This is a genomic window from Actinomadura sp. KC216 (assembly GCF_004348535.1).
Taxonomy (GTDB): Bacteria; Actinomycetota; Actinomycetes; order Streptosporangiales; family Streptosporangiaceae; genus Spirillospora.
Window position 1 is genome coordinate 13864 of sequence record NZ_SMJX01000032.1, and the last position, 18874, is coordinate 32737.

At 72.6% G+C, this 18874-nt stretch carries 6 protein-coding genes; all 6 read right to left on the reverse strand.

Features of this window, described 5'->3' with window-relative positions; genetic code table 11:
* Positions 1-183: 183 nt before the first annotated feature.
* The gene (locus tag E1264_RS08330; RefSeq protein WP_132171283.1) at positions 184-6198 is read right to left on the reverse strand and encodes a hypothetical protein; all 6015 of its coding nucleotides are present in this window, start codon (positions 6196-6198) and stop codon (positions 184-186) included.
* Positions 6199-6208: 10 nt separating this feature from the next.
* Positions 6209-9139 (reverse strand): hypothetical protein, encoded by a 2931-nt coding sequence (locus E1264_RS08335; RefSeq protein ID WP_132171285.1) that lies wholly within the window; start codon positions 9137-9139, stop codon positions 6209-6211.
* Positions 9140-9143: 4 nt separating this feature from the next.
* Positions 9144-12665, reverse strand: coding sequence for a hypothetical protein (locus E1264_RS08340; protein WP_132171287.1), 3522 nt, complete (start codon positions 12663-12665; stop codon positions 9144-9146).
* Positions 12666-12757: 92 nt separating this feature from the next.
* Positions 12758-15529 carry a LuxR family transcriptional regulator gene (locus tag E1264_RS08345; protein ID WP_132171289.1) on the reverse strand — a complete coding sequence of 924 codons (2772 nt, stop codon included), beginning with the start codon at positions 15527-15529 and terminating at the stop codon, positions 12758-12760.
* A gap of 185 nt (positions 15530-15714) precedes the next feature.
* Positions 15715-18222 carry an NACHT domain-containing protein gene (locus E1264_RS08350; RefSeq protein WP_132171291.1) on the reverse strand — a complete coding sequence of 836 codons (2508 nt, stop codon included), beginning with the start codon at positions 18220-18222 and terminating at the stop codon, positions 15715-15717.
* Positions 18219-18869, reverse strand: coding sequence for a hypothetical protein (locus E1264_RS08355; RefSeq protein ID WP_132171293.1), 651 nt, complete (start codon positions 18867-18869; stop codon positions 18219-18221). Before E1264_RS08355 ends, E1264_RS08350 begins: the two co-directional genes overlap by 4 nt.
* Positions 18870-18874: the final 5 nt, after the last annotated feature.

Sequence of the window (18874 nt, forward strand, 5' to 3'; positions counted from 1 at the left end):
CCTTCGTAGTAAATGCGGGCCGATGAAGTCGATGGCGAAGCCCTCGCGGGCGGAACCGGCCTGCTGTTCGCGGTACCGGTTCGGCCCCGGGCCGCCAGCGGCCCCACCAGCATGGTGGGGAATCTTCCCGTGAGATCCGAAACAGGGCGACCTTTGCGCCGGTTGCCGGCCGGAACGCGGGGGCTATCGGCCCTTGTCCGTCACCGGATCGCCGCTGCCAGTCTGGCCTCTACCCTGGAGCGTCGCGGTCGGTGCCAGGACGGTCTCGGTTGAGACGGTGGCCCGGTAATGGCCGTTGTCGTCGGCCGAACGGTACCGGGGACGGTCGATCGTCCAGGTGAGGTTGTAGGTGTCCGGGGCGAGCGGGGCCGCGGGGATCAGCAGGGCACGATCCTCCGTGCTGTTGGTCAGCACGGAGAGGTCGATCTCCTCGGTACGCTCGACGGGCAGCGGCAGGGCCGGACCGAGCGGCTTGCCGGAGGCGTCCAGCAGCCGTATGTGATCCAGCGGCATGGGATGCGGCGGGGTCTTGCGCGTCCGCCCCAGGTCACCGTGGAAGAGCGTGCCATCGATCTCGGCGCTGTACAGCCGGTACTCCGGGCCGGGCAGGCCGCGCACCGAGTGGACGAGCGTGTGCGCCTCGCTGACGGTCGGCAACGCCTTGGTGGAGATCGGTCCGTCGACGACGCCGTCTCCGAAGACCAGCCCGGCGGCGAACTCCAGCAGCTCGCGTGGCGCGTCGGAGGGCGGCTGCCCCTGCGACGTGTGCGTCACGCGGAGGCTGACGTCGCGGCTGAACGGCAAGCGTTCCGGGCTCTCCAGAACCAGCAGCCGCGGCCCGACCGAGCCGAGCCGCAGCCCGGGCACCGACGGCGACAGCGGGATCGCGAGTTCGCTGATCCACCGGTCGAACAGGCGCTGGCGGATCTGGGGGTCGCCAGCCATCACCGCCGGAATCCGGCCGATCGTGGCGACACGGAGCGCGGCGACGCCGTCCGCGTTGCCCGGGAGCGGCCGGACCTGGCCGTCCCAGCTGCCGATGTGCTCCTCGAAAGAGGCGTACCTGCTCGTGGTCACGTGGGTGATGTACGCGTCCAGGCCGTCGACGTGAAGCGCGGTGCATCCGGCGGATCCGGAAAGGACGACCGCGACCCGGCCCTCGCGCAGGTCTCCGCGCGCGGCCTCGACCGAGACCTCCCCGACGCGTGCGCGCACACGGTCGTCGAAGACGAGCACTTCCAGCGCGTACGGGCCCCCGGCGGGCAACGGGGCGGTGGCCAGCTGTTGCGTCGCGCCGCCGCGCCGGGCGAGGAGCCGTAGTCGCCCGGCGTCGATCAAGGCCACCAGGGCGCGGTCCACGCGGGGCAGCCCGCTGACGGCGACGGCGATGCCAGCGGCGGCTCCTTCGCCGTCGGCGGAGGAGAACTCGGCATTGATCTTGATGTGATCCCAGGTCGCTTCGCCGAACAGCGCGTAGTGCCGCAGCCCCGGCGCTCCGGAGGCGGTGAGCGCGCCATCGCCGACCCGCCACGCCGATGCGGTGGTCAGCCCTTCGTCCGCGGGGGTGAAGGCGGTCTCGTCACCGGCGGCGAACGGTCGGCGCGACACGTGGGGGCCGGCCTTCTCCCGGACGGCGACCCGCAGCGTGGCCCGCGCGGGCCAGAGTTCCTCGGTGGGCCCGTGCGCAAGGACTTGCGAGAAATGCAGCCGGAGCTCGCCGAGGTCGCAGGACGGCGACAGGACTTCGAGGTTCTCCAGCCGCCGCGCCATGGGCCGCAGCGTCGGAGCATGACGGACCGTCGCCTGCACCACCGAACCATCGATGACCCGCGGCGCACGGATCGGCGGCGGCGTGGCCCGGTGCGCGACGACCCAATCGGCGCTGGGCACCGACAGCCGCTCCCCGTCGAGCTGCGAGACGACCGGTACCCACTCCAGCAGCTGAGTGCGCTCGGCGGGGGCGTTCGGCGGAGGCGTACGGTCGACGGGGAGCAGCGAGTTGAACCGTTCGTCGAAGGCCAGCACGATCGGTTCGCGGCGATACAGCAGGTCGCCGTAGACCGACTCGACATAAGGCTCCAGCTCGGTTCCCGGCGTCACCGTCGCGTTGAGTCCGGGCAGTCCGCGAGTACGGAAACCGGCCCGCTGGACGACGAGCACCTCCTGCACGCTGCGGTCGTAGTCGACCGTCGCGCGCACGGTCAACGCGATCTCGTAGTCATGGTTGGGCAGCCAGGCCAGCTTTCCGCCACCGGCGGCGTGGGCACCGCACCGGCCTTCGTCGGCCAGCCGGTCACGTTCCTCGCGCACGGTCCGATACCGCAGCTCTTGGATCTCCAGCCATTCCCCGGCGGGCTCGGCCGGACCCGCCTGACGCTCATAGCGCAGCGTCACCGACGTGATCCCACCGGCGTCCTGGCATCGGATCGGCATCGCGGGATTGCCCTGATGCAACGGGATCACCTGACGATCGACGACGCTCAGCCCGCGCACTGCCTCGACCACGAGCGCGCTGCGCAGATCCGGCAGGGCCACCGGCCGCCAGGACGCGGTGAGGTCCAGCATGAAGGCGGGTTCGTCGAAGGTCACCACCGCGATCGTCAGATCCCGCGCGCTCGTGACCAGCACTCTGGCGGCCGCGTTCGCGACCACGACCGGGGGCCGCACCCAGCGCATCGTGCTCTCGCTCTCGGTGAAGCGCTGCACCACGGGCACGCGGCTCCCGGCGGGCAGCCCGACGAAGTCGAGAACGTGGTCGACCGCGGGCCGTTTGAAGCAGCACGGGAACGACGGATCTTTGGCGAGCAGCCCCTCCTCGACGGCCGGAGAGCCGGTCAGGAACGTGTACGGCGTATCGGCGTTCACCAGCAGCCTGCGCGGATCGACCGTGTCGTCGTCGGTGACGACGTCCGCGTCCCACCTGAAGCGCACCTCCGACCGGAACCGCACGCTCAGATCGGGGTCGTTCAGCAGGTCGCCGAGACCGCCGATCTCGCTGTCGGCCGGTGCCAGCAGGTCGGTCCACACACCGGCCCCGGGACCGAAGCGCGGCCGGCGCCGGACGCCGACCCGGACGAGCGTGTACGTCGCGCTCAGCTGATTCTCCGCGGGAGGAGTCGCCGCCTGCCGTCCGGCGCCCACCGGAGTGCTCGGCACCGCCGTGGTCTCGTTGCCGACCGCGACGGCGAGGTCGACCGCGATGACCGAGTCCACGCTGACCGGAGCCAGCCCGGCCCAGACCGATTCGTCGATCGGCCCGCCGGACGCGCTCAGCCCGGTGACCGAATGGACGGCGCCGGGCGCGCCCAGCTCCGTCGCCGCGAGCGCGGTCTCGGTCGACGTCCCGGGATCCAGTGCCCCGGCGTTCAGCAACGGCGCGGACAGCACGGGCATCGCCTCCGGCTGCGGCGTCTCCCGAATCCGGGTCACGCGCCAGGTGACGTCGGGGAGCCACCACGGCGTCTCGATCCGCACCTCAAGGCTGACCCGGCGGTAGTTGGGCTCCTGCGGCCCCAGCTGCTCGAAGACCGCCTTCACCACGGCGCCGAACGAGAACACCTGGAACACCTTGATCCGCAGCGCCACCTCGGCCCAGGCGATGAAGCCGGACGAGCCCGCCTCGTTGCCCCACACCCCGACCAGAAGGCCGAACGCGGCGTAGAGCTGGACCTTGCCGATCGGGCACAGTCCCTGCACGGACAGGGTGAGCGCGAACCCGGCTCCGCGCGTCTCCCTGGACATCTCGAAGGCGAACGCGACGGAGACGCGGCCGCTCAGCCCGAGCAGCGTCTTGTCCATCGACAACGTCAGCCAGGTCGCCTGGTCGGCGAGCCGGCCGATGGCGAACGTGGCCGGCGAGTCGCTCGCGACCACCCTCCCGGCCAGCTTCGCCAGCCCTTTGAGCATGCTGCTGTCGGTGTCGAGCAGCTTGGCGAGGTCGATGTCCACTTCGACCAAGGCGCTCCACCGGCCGTCGCCGACCTCGACCGCGCCAGTGCCGATCTTGTTCTTGAGCGCGAACACGTCGGCGGCGACGAACAGCACGGTCGAATCGCTGTCGTAGACGAAGATGAACGACCGCAGGAACACCGCCTTGCCCACCGGCAGCGTGATGTCGGCGCCGATGCCGCCCGCCACGGCGCCCTGGTCGACCCGCCAGCCGCCGCGCTGCTGGTCGCGATCGCCGCGCAGCTCGACCGCGCCGGATCCGCTGTGCTGCTTGTACCAGTCGAGCAGCCGCATCTCCTGCGGGCGACCGCTCGGCTCGGGCAGGAGCGGCGACAGGCCGGAGGCGCCCAGCGCCCGCACGTTGCGCAGTTGCGTGAAGCCGAGCGGCAGGTGGGACAGCTGGACGCCGAACAGCCAGTACGTGAAGTTCTCCACCGGGCCGGTGACGCGGCCGTACGCGAACTGCGCGCCGACGCTCACGTCCGTGCCGAGCGCCGGGAACCGGAGCAGCAGGCCGAGGGCGAACTCCCGGACGCGGTGCCCGTTCACGGCGATGTCGGTGACCCCGCCGGAGCCGCTGAGTTCGAGCCTCCCCTTCCTGACGAACAGGCTGACGCCGTCGAGCAGCCATTCCGCCGCCTGCTCGCCGCCGCCGGTGCGCAGCCGCAGCCGCCGGAACCGCAGCCCGGCGGCGCCGCCGGCCGGCCGCACCGGCGCAAGCTCACCTGGAGGGCCCGGGTGAAACGGAAGTTCCGGCCGGTCGCCCGCGCCCGGGTACACCGAGGCGCCGCCGCTGAAGCTGATGTAGCGGCCGCCGTTGTCCTCGCTGAGGAACGCGACCTCCTCGACCTCCAGGTGGACCACGTCGAAGGCGTACAGCTTGAGCGACTCGGGGAACCAGAGGTCGGGCAGGAGCCTGACCTCTCCCTGATCCCAGCCGAGGTCGCGCAGCACCATCGTCTGCTCGACCCGGGTCCTGAACAGCTTGCCGGTGCTCTCGCCGACCTGGACGCCGATGTCGCACAGCAGCCGCACGTGGTCGTCCCAGCTGCTGTCCGGGACGTGGCGCAGCAGGTAGCCGAGCTTCACCGTCATCAGGCTGACCGTCACGTTGACGAACGTGAAGAGCTTGAGCGGCTTCGGTGGCACCCAGGCGCCCTGCACGAGCCAGCCGTCGGTGACGTCGATGAGCAGCGCCTGGTCCTCTTCTTCCCGGTCGCCGAACAGGACGGCCATCCGGACGACCGCAGTGGCCGGCGTCTCGAAGAGCAGCCGGAATATCTTCAGCCGCCATCCGTCCAGGACGGGCAGTTCTATCTCGACGGGCGCGAGGGTGAGGTCGTACGCCTCCGGCTGGTCGGCTCCCGCCAGTACGGCGCGACGCAGCCCGAACCGGCCGTGCACGGTGATCGGAGCGAACATCATCACCGGCAGCGCCAGGTCCTCGAGGACGAACTCCAGTTCGGCCAGGGCCTCCTTGTCCTTGGCCTTGTCGACGAGTCCCTTGATCGGGTCGAGGGTGTGGTCGAGATCCAGCGTCCGTACGGTGAACAGCCCGCCGAGGTCGTCGGTGATGGGATGCCGCGTCCACTCCAGGGCCAGTTCGTGCTCGGTGTGCTCGCCGGTCAGTTGCGGATACGGCAGGAGGCCGAAGTCGTGCACGGCCCGGCACGGCAGTGCGCTGAACCGGCATGGGCCGAACGAGATCGGCACGGCCGGCTCGATCACCACTTGCGATTCCTCGGTGAGCCGCACCCGCAGGTGGACGAACACCGACGATGGCGCCACGTCCCGGAGCACCGCCTCGAACGTGTCGTAGAAACCGGGGGCGAACGGCCCGCCCTGCTTGACCTCCGTGGACGTCAACGGAGTCACCAGCCCGGGAGGCAACCGGATCTCGACCGGCAGTCCCTCGATCACCACCTCGACACCGGCGCCGGACTGCGTGACGAACAGCCGTACCGGCCGGGCCGGGACGACCGGGCGCAGCAGGAACAAGAGGTCGGGCATTCTCCGCAAGGCCATCGGATGCGGGTCGGGATGCGGCTTGACGGCCACTTCGGCGAACATCCCGACCCGGTCGGCCGCGGCGCCCGGCCGGACGGCGCCGAACTCCAGCACGGAGTTCAGATAGCCGGCCAGCGGCTGGAGATTCTCGTCCGCGAACACGCCGTCCGGCAGTTTCGCGGCCGCGCCGGCGGTGCTCGTCACGCCGAGCAAGGCGAACAGGGTCAGTGGTTCGCTGGTCATCGGGACAACCTCACACCTGGCCCAGTTCAGGGCCGATCTCCGGATCAGGGTCGTTGGCGGTGGTGGACTCGGCGAAGACGTTCCACAGGTACGGGATGATCGCCAGCTCGAAGGTCGGCACCGCGGTGAAGGCCAGCATCTTCTTCCAGGTCGAGGATTCGCTGGGGAACCCGAGCTCCGGGGTGACGCCGAGCACCCCGAACGTGCTCAGCCGGTTGCCGTTGACGACGGGGCGGCGGAACAGCTCGAACGCGGCGACCGGGTCGGCCAGCAGCGCACGGCCCATCGCGGGCGGAATCCCGAGGTGCTCGGCCCACAGCGCGGTCCGCAGCGCCAGCGCCGGGTTGTCCCGCGCCGCCTTGAGCCTTTCCGGGACGGCGAACGCGGTGATCTCCCCATCGTGGAAGAACCCGCGCCGGTTGGTGTTGCACGAGCCGATCCCGGCGAAGACGTCGTCCACCATGATCGCCTTGGTGTGCACGTAGATGCCGGTGACCTGGTGGAGGCTCACCGGGGCGCCCTGGGCGTGCGCCCGGGGCCTGGCCTCCCACGTCGAACCGGAGCCGCCCGACCGCCGCACCAGGTACCGGCGTGCCGGGAAGTCGGCCTGCACGTCGCCGCGCTTCTCGACCGCGAGCATCCGCTCCCCTTCGACCCAGAGCCAGAACGGCACGTCGCCGGGCAGCCGCGACCGCGGCCCGAGGGTGAGCAGCGCGTCCCCGCCCGATTCCCCGAGCGGTTCGAGCAGGATCAGCCGTCCCTTGCTCGCCACCCGTTCGGCGTCGCCCAGCACCGGGCGCCGGACGACGGTGCCGACGATCATGCGGTCGCCCCAGGCGTCGTCCAGCCGCTGGAAGATCTGCCGCCGCCGGATGTCTCCGACGACCTGGTCGGCTCCGCCGGTGAGCACGATCAGCAGCCGGGGCCTGGGGTCGCGGGCGGCCGCCTCGACCAGCGCGCGGACGTATCCGTCGTGCGGGGTGAAGTACTGGTCCTCGATGTAGATGTACTCCCGCGCCTGCCTGATCGCGCGGAGGGTCGCCTGCTCGATCGTGGCCTCACCGGCCGGTGACCACGGCAGCGGCGTGCCGCCGCCGTCCGGTCCGGGCGCGAAGCCGGTGCGCGTGATCTGGACCAGGTGCCGGGCGGGCTGCGCCGGCATGGCGGCGGCGTCCGGGGTCGGGAAGGCCAGGTCCAGCGCCGGCGTGCCGGACGGCCGGCGGCCGGTGTCGAACGCCCAGCGGCGGTCGAAGGTCAGCGCGAGGTCGGCCGCGGCCGGGCCGGTGATGCGGGCGTGCACGTCGTGAAAGGGATCGACCTTGGGGCTGTTGGAGCTCTCGCCGGGCGGGCGCCATGCCTTTCCGTGGTGGCCGGGGGTGTCCAGCCGGTTGCGGGTGACGTCGATCCCGCCGACGTAGCCGACCACCTCGCCGCCCACGCGCCGTACGACCTGGAACTTCTGGTGCCAGCTCGTCGGCCCGTCGACGAACCGCGCGGGATCGATGTCGGCCGGGTTGTCGACCAGCGGGACGAGCGGATTGTCGGCGAAACGCGCCGGGTGCCGGGCCCGCAGCGCGATTCCCGGCCGCATCTCGTCGAGGACGGCGGCCATTCCCTTGCTGTTGTCCATGGCGTCCTCGAGCACGCCCATCAGGACCTCGATGAGGGGGTTGGCCGCCAGGGCGAGAATGATGTTGACGCTCAGAAGGGCGAGGTAGCTGTGATCATCGGTTTTGAGCTCCTTCGACAGGGACGCCACGACGAGTGCGTCGACGCCGAGGGTCAGCAGCAGCACCATCAGCCGGCTGGCGTCGTCGGCCGGCGCGTCCTGACGGAATTCCAGGAGCTTGTCCATCAGGAACCGCGCGCCGTCGCCGTCGCCGCCGTCGCCGAGGCCGCGGATCACTTCGGTGAACATCGACTGGTCGGGATCGGCCAGGTCGAGCGGGACGTCGTCGAACGACCACCCCGCGAAATGCGCGCCGTCGGCGGCGCGCAGGTCGGTGAGCAGCGCGCGGAAGGCCGGGACGCCGTCGACCAGTGGTTCCAGCCTGCTGTCCTGGCGGACATGCCCGAGCCCGGGGTGGAGTTGCGGCGGCCGGTCGGCGAACCAGCTCGCGGCGTCGAACAGCTGCAGGTGGCCGGCCGTCAGCGCGGCGGGAACGGTCAGCGGCGTACCCGGAGGAGTGCTCGTGTTCCGGTCGCCCGGTGCGGCCAGCCCGTTCTCGTACAAGGCGTGCACGGGCCGGGCGGCCTGCCAGGTCAGCTGCACGTCCCCGGGCGGCAGCGGCAGCGTCCCGTCCGCTCCCGTGGTGGTGATGGACGCGTTCACCTGGAAGGCGGCCCCGGCAGCGGGCCGTCCGACGTGATCGAGGACCCGTATCGACCTCCCGGCGGGCGCGAACCGGCCGAGCCCTTGCCACGCGGTGACCGCAGGGGCGTCCTCGATCCCGGTCATGGCCAGCGCGATCTGCTGCACCCAGGCCGCGGGCGACAGCGCGATCCGGTCGTCGAACAGCAGCCCGGCGTACGCGGCGTCGGCGAACCCGATGGTGCTATCGATGCGAACCAGGTGGTTCTCGGCGGGCAGCGGGTCGGTGATGACCGGCGCCAGGTAGAACGTGGGATATCCGGGCAGCCGCCGCAGCACGCCGGCGCCCTCGAACGGGAGCGGCGAAAGCTCGACGGCCATCGTCACATCGGGCAGGCCGGCCACTTCCACCCGGCGGCACGTGCCGGTGACCGGCGCCGCCAACCGGAACGGCGACGTGCCCTCGGCCGCGAGCCGCAGCCAGACGACGGTCGCGCCGGCATGGCGTGCGACCCCGTCCCGGACGATCGGCTCGGCGGCGCCGCGCGGCGGATCGGGCAGCGCCACGGTCAGGTCGGGGCCGTCCCGGCGGACCCCGGTCGCGGGCACGAAGGGCATGAAGGCCGGCATCGGGTCACACCTCCACGGTGTACGGGCCGATCAGGCGCGACGGGACGCCGTCGTGCGTCAGGGTGGCCAGCCAGACCCGGGGACGTTCTCCGGTCACCGGCACGGTGAGCTCGCGCGTGCCGTCCGGATCGGTCACCACGTCCGGGCCGGTCATGGGGAGCGCGGTCGGGGCCAGCATTCCGCCGTCCGGCGCGCGCAGCCACAGCCCGCCGCCGGGCGGCAGGTCCGGCCGGTTCGGCACCCGGCTGATCTCGGTGGCCTCGACCGGGCCGGTCGCCGCCGACGGGGCCTGGAAGACCAGCACGTGGCTCACGGCCGGGTCGGCCGGCACCGCGACCCGCAGCCCGTCGGCCCGGCGCAGCCGGACGGGGGCGGCGCCGGGCATGAGCGACGGCACCCGGACCACGACCCGGGCGGTCGCCGATCCCGCCGAGACCTGACCGGCCGCGTCCACCGCGCGGACGCGGTAGATCCACCGGCCCGCGGCGGGGGGCAGGATCTCGGTGAACGGCCCCGGCGGCACCGGTTCGTCATGGGCCGCGGCGAACAGCCGGTCGCGGTAGGCGTGCCGGCCCGCGAGGTACACCAGGAACCGGTCGCTCACCGCGGTGCTGACGCCGGACTGGAGCGCCGCGACGAGCTCGGCGCGGTCTGCCGCGCTGGGCACCTCGATCTCGACCTCGGCGTCACCGGGCGCCGAGGGCTCGACCGGGATCGCGTGCACCCGCCCGTCGGACGTGGCGCGGCACGCCTCGATCAGCGCGCCGGCGGCGACGCGTTCGTGCCGGAGCCGTCCGGCCTGGAACGCAGCGGGCGGAAGGAAGGCCGTGAGGTCCAGCGGGAAGCGCAGCGGCTCCGCGCCGGGTTCCGGGGTCCGCAGGCGCGGAACCGACGCGAGCGGCGGCGGGATCTCCAGCACCGGCCGGCCGGCGTAGCGTCCGGAGGCGACGACCGGCGCGATCCCGCTTTCGTTGCCGGGCCGCGACTCCGGACGCTGATCCGCGACGTACGGCTGGTCGTCGGCGGCGCTGACCCCGACCCACAACGCGTCCGCGGGATGGCCGGGGGTGAGGGTGAGCCGATCGCGCAGCACGGCCTCATAGGCCGTGGCGTCGGTGATCGGGATGACCTGGATCCGTTCCGCCCATGCCGGTGGGCGGGTCAGGCCGGGTGTGAGCGGGTGGTCGAGCCGGATCGGCCCGAGGGCGGGCACCGGCGCCGCGCCGCCGACCGGTAGCCGGGTCTCGACGACCATGGACACCGTGGTGCCGCCGGTATGCGCGCGGATCAGGAACGGATGGCCGGCGTGCAGCCGCAGCCCCGCCGCCACGTCTGCCTGTACGGGCCGGTCGAGCCGCAGATCCAGGCCGTACGACGTGACCGGTCCGGTGCTGAGCGTCGTGGTCTTCAGAACCTGCCCGGGGACGACGTTCAGGGGCGGCGCGGCATAGATCCGGAACTCGCGTGCGTATTCGTCCTGTCCGCGTTGTTCGGCCTGCCAGCTCCAGCGCAGCACGATCGCGTTGTCGCTGGTGCCGAGCAGGGCCTGCTCCGCCGCGGTCAGGTCGGGCGCTCCGCGCACCAGGACGCGCGCCGCGACCTCGATCGGCACGGGCGGGGGAACGTGCTTCTCCAGCCGGAGCGGTGCCGTCTCCGTCCACGTCGCGCTGGGCCGCCCGATCGCGTCGACGGCGCGGACCCGGTAGCGGACGGACGTGCCGGGCCCGAGCCCGGAGGTGAGAACGTCCACCAGGCTCAGATCGAGGTCGCCGCCGGTGGGGCGGCCCGCCGTCTCCGGGAACGCCAGCATCAGTTCGGCGCCCGGGTACAGCCGTGGATCGCGGATCGCGGCGTCCCGGTCCCCGAGGGTCCAGTTCTCGTCCTCGTGGACGGGCGCCCAGCCGCCCTCCGCCCGGCGCTGCACCTCGAAGATCGCGGCGTCCAGCGGCGGGGGCGCCACGGCGTCGCGCGGCCAGCCCGTCAGGCCGAACGCGGGCGACGGGCGCCAGGACACCCGGCAGCCGAGCTCATGCCGGGGCCCCGGGACCGGCTGCGTCGATCCCTGGGGCGATTGGAGATTCGTCGCGGAGGCGTTCAGCGGGGCCGTGGGCGGCGGGGTATCGGCCAGGACGATGGGAGGCGGCACGACGGACGCCTCCGCCGGGGTGTGGTTCGCGGTCGAAATCCGCAGTGCGTGCAGAAAGCCTCGCCCCCGCAACCGCAGTTGACCGGCCGGCCCGCCGAACACGAGCCGCGGCGCCGTGCCCGCGGGCACCTGGCCACTGCCGTGCACCGTGTCGAACACGAGGTCGTGGCCTTCGGCGAGTTCGAGGATCACGGACGTCGCCGGCGCCGGAAGGTCCGCGACCAGGCTCCAGTCGTCGAGCGACGGGGTGACCCAGAACGGATCGTGGCGCGGCTCCAGCGCGATGCCGCGCCTGACGACCCGCACCGGATCGCCGGACGCCGCCGCCGTGAGGCCGACGATCACCGGCTGCGGCAGCCGGATCCGGACGCCGCCGATCGAGAAGTCGGCCGGCAGCAGCGTCCCGGACGGCACGGTCGCGAAACCGTGGTTGGCGTCGGCCAGGTCCTCGGCCGGGAAGTCCGCGCTGATCCGGTATTCGTAACTCCCCCCGTTGAGCAGCGAGGGATCGTCGTCGAACAACGCGAACCCGAGGACTCGCCGCCATTTCGGATGTGCCAGCAGGATGCTCAGCGAGTCGAGTGCCCGGACCTCGTCGTCGTCGGCGCCGGGCTCCTCCCGCATCAGCAGCGCGAGCTCGGACGGGCGCGTCCCGGCGGCCCGCAGGATCGGCCGGACGACCCGGGCGACCCTGCCGAACTCCTCCGCCGCGATGCTCTCGCCGGGCAGCAGCCGGTGCCTGGCCTCGGCCAGCTCGTCGGCCTCCGTGACCAGCGAGGGCATCACCTCGCGGAACGGCAGCGTCAGGTCCCGGACGACCACCGTCGCGTCCCGCCACTCGGTCGCCTCGTCGTCGCCGGGAAGCTCGACGCAGACCCGTACCGCCGTCGGATCGAGCGTCACCACCGACACCGCGTCGATCCGCGGCGCCCGCAGCATGTGCTCGGCCTGGCCCGCGGCCGCCCCCCGCACGGCGACCGCCCGGCCCTCGCAGTAGGCGATGGCCATGGACGATCCGGCCGTGACGGCGACCCGCACCAGCCGGTGATCGTCGGTGAGATCGACGTGGAACACCTCGGCCGGTGTCCCGCCGTCCGGCGACGACCCCGCGCCGTCCAGCGGATCGAGCCATCCGCCCGGCCGCAACGTGACGACGCCGAAGCTCAGCATCGCCTCCCGGGTCGACCGCAGTTCCGCGATCGCCGCGGCATCGAGCTGCTGGCAGTTCAGTGCTTCCCGGCCGCGCGAGAACCGGCGCCGCACCGTCCAGCCGCCCGGCGCGTACAGCCACGACCGCGGCCCGCTCCAGGCCAGATGGATTCCCCTCGCACCCACTGTGACCTGTGAGATCCCGTAGGCGTCCACGCCGTAGGCGCCCATGCCCCCGTCCCCCTTCCCGGTATCGTGCACATCTCAACCCGGCGGCGGCCCGCGGCGCTTCGGGGAACTCCCTCAACCTGGTTCGGACGCCCTCAATCCGACCGGCCGTTGCGGGTGACGTGGGCGGTGAGTTCGGTACGAGAACGCAGGCCCAGCTTGCGGTAGACCGCGGACAGGTGCCGCTCCACGGTCTTGCGGGAGATGAACAGCGCGGCGGCGACCTCCGGATTGCTCAGCCCCCGGGCGACCGCGAGCGAGACCTGCAGTTCCTGCGCCGTGAGGTCGTCGAGCCCCGGAGTCCTGACGGTGGCCGGTACGGCCACGCCCGCGGCGGCCAGCGCCGCCTGGGCCTGCCGGATCCAGGGCGTGGCGCGAAGCCGCTCGAAGGTCCGCAGCGCGTCGGCCAGGACTTCGCCGGCGCGGGCCGGCTGCCGGCGCCGCCGGCTCAGCAGGCTGTTGCCCCAGCACAGGAGCGTGCGAGCCTGCTCGAACGGGACGTCGACACGGGCGTGCCGGCTCATCGCCTCCTCGAAGTGCTCGTCGGCCGCGTCGCCCGAGGCGAGCAGCGCGCGGCACCGGGCGGCGGCCGCGGCGGGCCAGGACAGCCCGGTACGGTCCGCCTGACCGGCGAGATCGGCATGCCTGCGGAGCGCGTCGTCCCGCCGGCCCGTGCGGATCAGCACCTCGATGTAGTCGGCGGCCCACGGCACCGTCAGCGGGTTGCCCAGCGAGATCTCGTCCAGCTGCGCGGCAAGCCGGTCCAGCGCCCGGGCCGCGCCGCGGAAGTTGGATCTGCCCAGCTCGAACCGGCCGCGGATGGCGTTGGCATAGGCGGTCATGCAGTCCACGCCGCCCCGCGCGCCGAGCTCCTCCGCCGCGCCCGCCATGGCCAGCGCCGCCGCGTCGCCCCGGTCCGCCTGGACGTTGCCCAGCCGGGTCGCCGCGTACGCCTCGGCGCCGAGCTGGTCGAGCTCGCGGCCCAGCCGGACGGCCTCGGCCGCGTCGGCGGCGGCGATCGTCCACGAACCCGTCCAGTGCGCGATCTCGCTGCGGCCGGCCAGCGCGTCGGGCAGGATCAGCGGTGCGCTCGCGTTCCTGGCGGCCTCGATGACCTGGTCGATCAGCTCGAACGCCTGACCGAACCGCTCGCACCAGGTGAACGACTGCGCGGTGTGGCACAGCGCGGGCAGGGCGTGCGGGGTCTCGCGCGGCGTCAGGTCGAGTACGCCGTGGTCGAGCAGTTCGAGCCCACCGGCGACGTCACCGTTGAGGATCATGGCGTGCGGCGCGAGCGGCCAGGGCAACCGGCGGCTCCGCATGTCCTCGACGCTCAGGTACTTCAGGGCGTTGACCGCGGCGACGGCCGCGTCGGGGGGACGGCCGCCCATGGTCTCCAGCAAGGCCAGTTCCAGGTGGATCTCCGCGGCCCTGCCCGGATCGGACTCTCCGATGTGCCGCAACGCGTCGGCGAAGACCGCGCGGGCCTTGTTGATCTGGCCCGACCACATGGCCGCACGGGCGTACTCGGTGCGCGCGTCGGCCCGGACCGCGGCGACGTCCGTGGCGGCGTAGGCGTCCCGTACCCAGCCCTCGACCAGGTCCAGCCGTCCGGCCGAGCGGGCGTCGGCCGCCGCCAGCAGGAGCCGTCTCGCGCGGGCTTTCGCGGACCCGGTCAGCTCGGCGGCGCGCCGGAGGGTCCGTGCCGCGGTGAGGTGACCGCCCGCGTGCCGCGCCCGCTCGGCCGCGTGCTCCAGGCCGCCGGCGATCGCCTCATCGGGTGTTCGCGCGCTCGCCGCCCGGTAGAGCACTTTCACCTCGTCCGCGGCGGTGGCGGCGAGCGCCTCGTACGCACGCGACCTGGCCCGCGCGGACGCGGCGTCGCTGATCGCCGAACGCAGCAACGGGTGGCTGAACTCCACCCGCCCGTCGGTCAGGGTGATCAGGCCGGCGGCGGCCGCGTGCTCCAGGCTCTCCGGGGTCCGGACGGCCCTGCTGACCGCCGCCAGGTCCGCGTCGACGGACAGTGCGGCGATCAGCAGCGCCTCGCCGGTGTCGGCGTCGAGGCGGGCGACCCGGCTGGACATCAGTCCGCGCAGCGCACGCCCACCGGCGAGTGTCTCGGGCAGCGCCACATGACCGCGCAGCTGCCCCGCCGACAGCGACGCGACCAGCTCGCGCACCGCCAGCGGGTTGCCGTCGGCGGCCGCGGCGAGTTCGGCCGCCACCCGCGGCTCGATGCCGATCTCGACGGTCAGCGCCGCGAGGAGCGCGTGGCTGTCCGTCATGCTCAACCTGGGCAGCTCCAGCACCGGCAGCCCCGTCGCCCGGTGATCCAAGGCCGGTTCGTGGGTCCGCAACGTCATCAGCAGCAACGCCGCGTGCTCCGTGAGCCGCCTGCCGACGAACAACAGCGCGTCGCGTGAGATCGGGTCCAGCCAATGCGCGTCGTCGACCGCGACGATCAGCGGGCGTTCCTCCGCCAGCAGGGTCACCAGGCCGTGCACCGCAGCGAAGATCGCATACGGGCTGGCCGCCGCGGGCCGCCCGGCCGCCCCCCGCACCGCCCGCAGCGCGTTCGCCTGCGACTCCGGCAGCCGCCCCAGCTCGTCGGCGAATGCGCCGATGAGCTCGCCCAGGCCGGAGCCGGCCAGTTCGACCTCCGATTCCACACCTCTGATGACCACTACCTGATGCCCTTGCGAACGGCCGACCGCGTCCAGCAAGAGCGCGGTCTTACCGATCCCCGGCTCCCCGGTGATCACCAGCGCACCGCCGCGTGCGGACCTCGCATCCTCTATCGATCGGGCGACGCGCGCGCACTCCGCCGTCCGCCCGACCAGCCCTTCTATGACCTGCCGCCCCATCGCCGACCCCCTGCGGAAGCGCCTCCTGCCAAGAATCAAAACTGGTCAGGATCAGAACTCGATGAGAACCAGAACAGCCGCCGAACAAGTGCGGGCTTCGTGTCCGGTCCCGCCCCGATGGTCGCCCAACGATTGCCGCTCGCACATCCGGGCAGGCACGGACTTCCGGCGCTCGATTCCGCTGTTCAGAGTGCGGGTAGGCGTTGTTGGGCGGAGTGGGCTTGGGTGTCGTCGGAGGGTTTGGGCGGGGTCAGGAAGTCCTGGAGTTCGCGGTGGCGGAACTGGTAGGTCGCGCCGCTGACGCGTAGCAGCCGCGCCTCGCAGGCCCAGTCGAGGAAGGTCCACAGCTGGAGCGGGAGCAGGCCGCGCGCGGCCGCGACGAGCAGGCCGATCATGGCGCGGCACCAGGCGATCGCGCCGAAGGCGAGGCCGAAGGTGACGCCGCCGACGAGGGCGCAGGCCAGCGACTCGATGACGCTCTGGTTCATGAGGAACACCAGGAATGCCGCGACGCCGCCGGTGAGGCCGAAGGCCGTGCCGATGATCGGATTGCGGTGCAGGGCCTCGCGCGGGTGCGTCAGTTCCGCGTCCCTGCTCCAGCCACCTGTGGTGATCTTGAAGACGACGCCGAGCGCGAAGGCCAGGGCGAACGCCCCCGTGACGCCGAGCGCCATGGGGACCGGGCCGGCGTGCGCCAGCCGGAGCGGCGGGAGCCCGGTCAGCGCGCCGCACAGTCCGAAGCCCAGCAGCGTGAACGGTTCCGCGCGGACGGCCTCGCGGACGGCCATGCGCTCGGAGTCCCGCCGCCCGGCCGCCGTGAGCCCGATGACCGCTCCGAGCACCGCGCCGCCGGTCGCCCCCGCCGTGGTGGCGTAGAGGAGGCCGAAGACCTTCCCGCTGGTCAGGACGAGTCCGGCCAGTCCGCCGAGGACGCCGAGCGGGAGGCCGACCAGGGCGCCCAGCAGGCTGCCGATCACCCGCCGCTTGCGCGGCACGTTGGCACGGCCACCGGCGGCGGCCGGCCATGGCGACAGCGACAGGCCGGTGGCGATGGCGACCCAGGCGGCCATGAGCGCCAGGGTGACCCCCTCGCTGGGGGTGAGATCGTCCGGTTGGTCCATCGCCGAACCCGTCCAGAACGCCAGCATGGCGATGACCGCGAGGACGACGCAGGCCAGGCAGTGCAGCGCCCGGACCCGGCGGCGCCCGCCGATCGGCCACAGCAGATGCGGGACGATGTCGACCGCGGTCAGGCCGGGCGGCCGTTTCGTGTCGGCGGCCTGCCAGGACAGGTGCGCGGCCAGGTGCTCCAGCCACTTCCGCACCTGCTCGGGCTGGTGCGGGGCGGTGCGCGGGGTGAGCCGGGTCGCCGCGGGGACGTACAGGTCGAGCAGTCGCCGGACGATCCGGGACGCCGCCTCGCGAGGGTCGCGGTCCGGGTCCACGTCCAGCAGCTCGGCGGGATGGGCGCCGGACTCCACCGCGGTCGCGAGCAGCTGCAACCGCCACGGCGTGGACAGCGCCATGTGGACGGCCGTCTCCGGCGGACCGGACAGGGCCGCGCGGATGCCGTCGCGGTGCGCACCGCACGGATGCCCGTCCGGCCAGCGAGCCTGCAGGTAGGCGCGGATCTGGTCGGTGGTCAGGTCGTGGAGGTGGATCCGGGCGGCGTCGTCCAAGCCGATCCGGGCCTCGAACAGTTCGGTGTAGCGGTCGGCCCGGCAGGTCACCACGACCGCACCCGGCCGCCGTCCGGAGAGGTCGCTGTACCGGTTGAGCTCGGTCAGCAGCCCGATCGCCCGGCGGGGCGGGCCCGACGGTCCGGAGTCGAGCTCGTCCAGGCCGTCCACCACGGGCAGGACCCGGCGGTCCCGCACCAGCCGCACCGCTTCGTTCTCCGAAAGCCCGAAGTCGCGCTGCAACTGCTCGGCGAGCCATTGCTCGAACGGGCATCCCAGAATCCATCTGGCGGCGTTGAGATGGACGGGCACCATTTGCCGGTCATCGGGTCGCTGGTCGCTGGTCAGGAAGGACTCCAGCAGTTGCAGCACCAGTTCTATGGCGAGGACGGTCTTGCCCGCCCCCGACTCGCCGACGACCAGCAGGCGCCGCGAGCGCAGGCCGCTGAAGAACCGGCCGATCGAGTGCAGGTCGCCGTCCGCCTCGCCGGGAACCGCGCTCGGCCCGAAGGACACCGGGGCGAGGCTGTACCCGCCGAGCATCCCCTTGCGCGCCCTGTCCTCCTCTCTGGCCACTCGCCTCGCCAGCAGCTCGACGGCGTGATCCCGCTCGGGAGGGGCGGTGGCGTCGACCGGCGCGGGCCGCTCCACGGGATCGGGTGACGCAGGAGCGGCCGGGCCCGCCAGGGCGGCCCTGGCCGCACGCCAGCGTTCGATCTCACCCGGAATCCGCTCGGCCGGATAGTCGCGGTAGCGGTAGCAGGCGGTGACGAAGGCCTGGACGAAATCCCACCGCGGCAGCTTGCCGGTCTGCCGGAGAACGTGGGAGATCGTGCTCTTGGGCAACGCGTCGACCGTGGTCCCGTCCGAGGCCAGCGTCTGGCCGCCGAGCGACCGCAGCCTGCTCAGCGACGGCTCGCCCGCCCACTGCTTGAGCCGGATCAGCGATCGCACGAAGTCCGCGGTGGTGGCGGCCGTCGTCGGGTCGGGCGGCGGGGGGACGTCAGCGGTCATCGGCCGGTCCTCACGAGCGCCCACTCGAACGTCGCCCTGCCGCGCCGCGGCCACCCGCCGTCCAGATAGGTGCCCCCGAGTGTCTGGACATGTCGTGACTCCATCAGGAAGTTGCGCGCCTCATCGGCCTCGACCAGATCCCGGCCGACCGCGATGGGGACGAAGCCGTGCCGCGGAATGTAGACCCACCGGCCGCGGTCCCAGTCGTAGGGATCGAACCAATGGTGGCGGACCGTGCCGGACACCCGCACCTTCGCCCCGGCACGGGTCAGGACGAACGAGCCCTGCGATCGCAGCAGGCTCATCCGGCTGACATAGAACAGTTCGGTGCCGATGAACGCGTTGATCCGCGCGTCCCAGTGATCGTGCACCCAGGTCGAGGCGCCGTCCTCCAGCGCCGCCGCCGCGCGGACGATCTGCCGTTCGAAACGGCGCTGGTTCTTGCGTTCCGCCTTCTTGATGACCTTGAAGGAGCGCAGCCACCGCCGCGGCAGCGTTCTGGAGGAACCGGCGCCGTCCATGAAATGGTTCAGGACGTCGGACGCCATCGGGTAGATATCCCGGCTTTCGGTGGCGATCGAGCGGAACAGCACCGCCAGCTCCGGGGCGGGTTTGCCCGTCCGCCGCCTGAAACCTCGCAGAAGCATTCCTG

Bases quoted from the DNA above. Each gene is read 5' to 3' on its own strand.
- E1264_RS08330 (WP_132171283.1), bottom strand. From the start codon at position 6,198: ATGACCAGCGAACCACTGACCCTGTTCGCCTTGCTCGGCGTGACGAGC.
- E1264_RS08335 (WP_132171285.1), bottom strand. From the start codon at position 9,139: ATGCCGGCCTTCATGCCCTTCGTGCCCGCGACCGGGGTCCGCCGGGAC.
- E1264_RS08340 (WP_132171287.1), bottom strand. From the start codon at position 12,665: ATGGGCGCCTACGGCGTGGACGCCTACGGGATCTCACAGGTCACAGTG.
- E1264_RS08345 (WP_132171289.1), bottom strand. From the start codon at position 15,529: ATGGGGCGGCAGGTCATAGAAGGGCTGGTCGGGCGGACGGCGGAGTGC.
- E1264_RS08350 (WP_132171291.1), bottom strand. From the start codon at position 18,222: ATGACCGCTGACGTCCCCCCGCCGCCCGACCCGACGACGGCCGCCACC.
- E1264_RS08355 (WP_132171293.1), bottom strand. From the start codon at position 18,869: ATGCTTCTGCGAGGTTTCAGGCGGCGGACGGGCAAACCCGCCCCGGAG.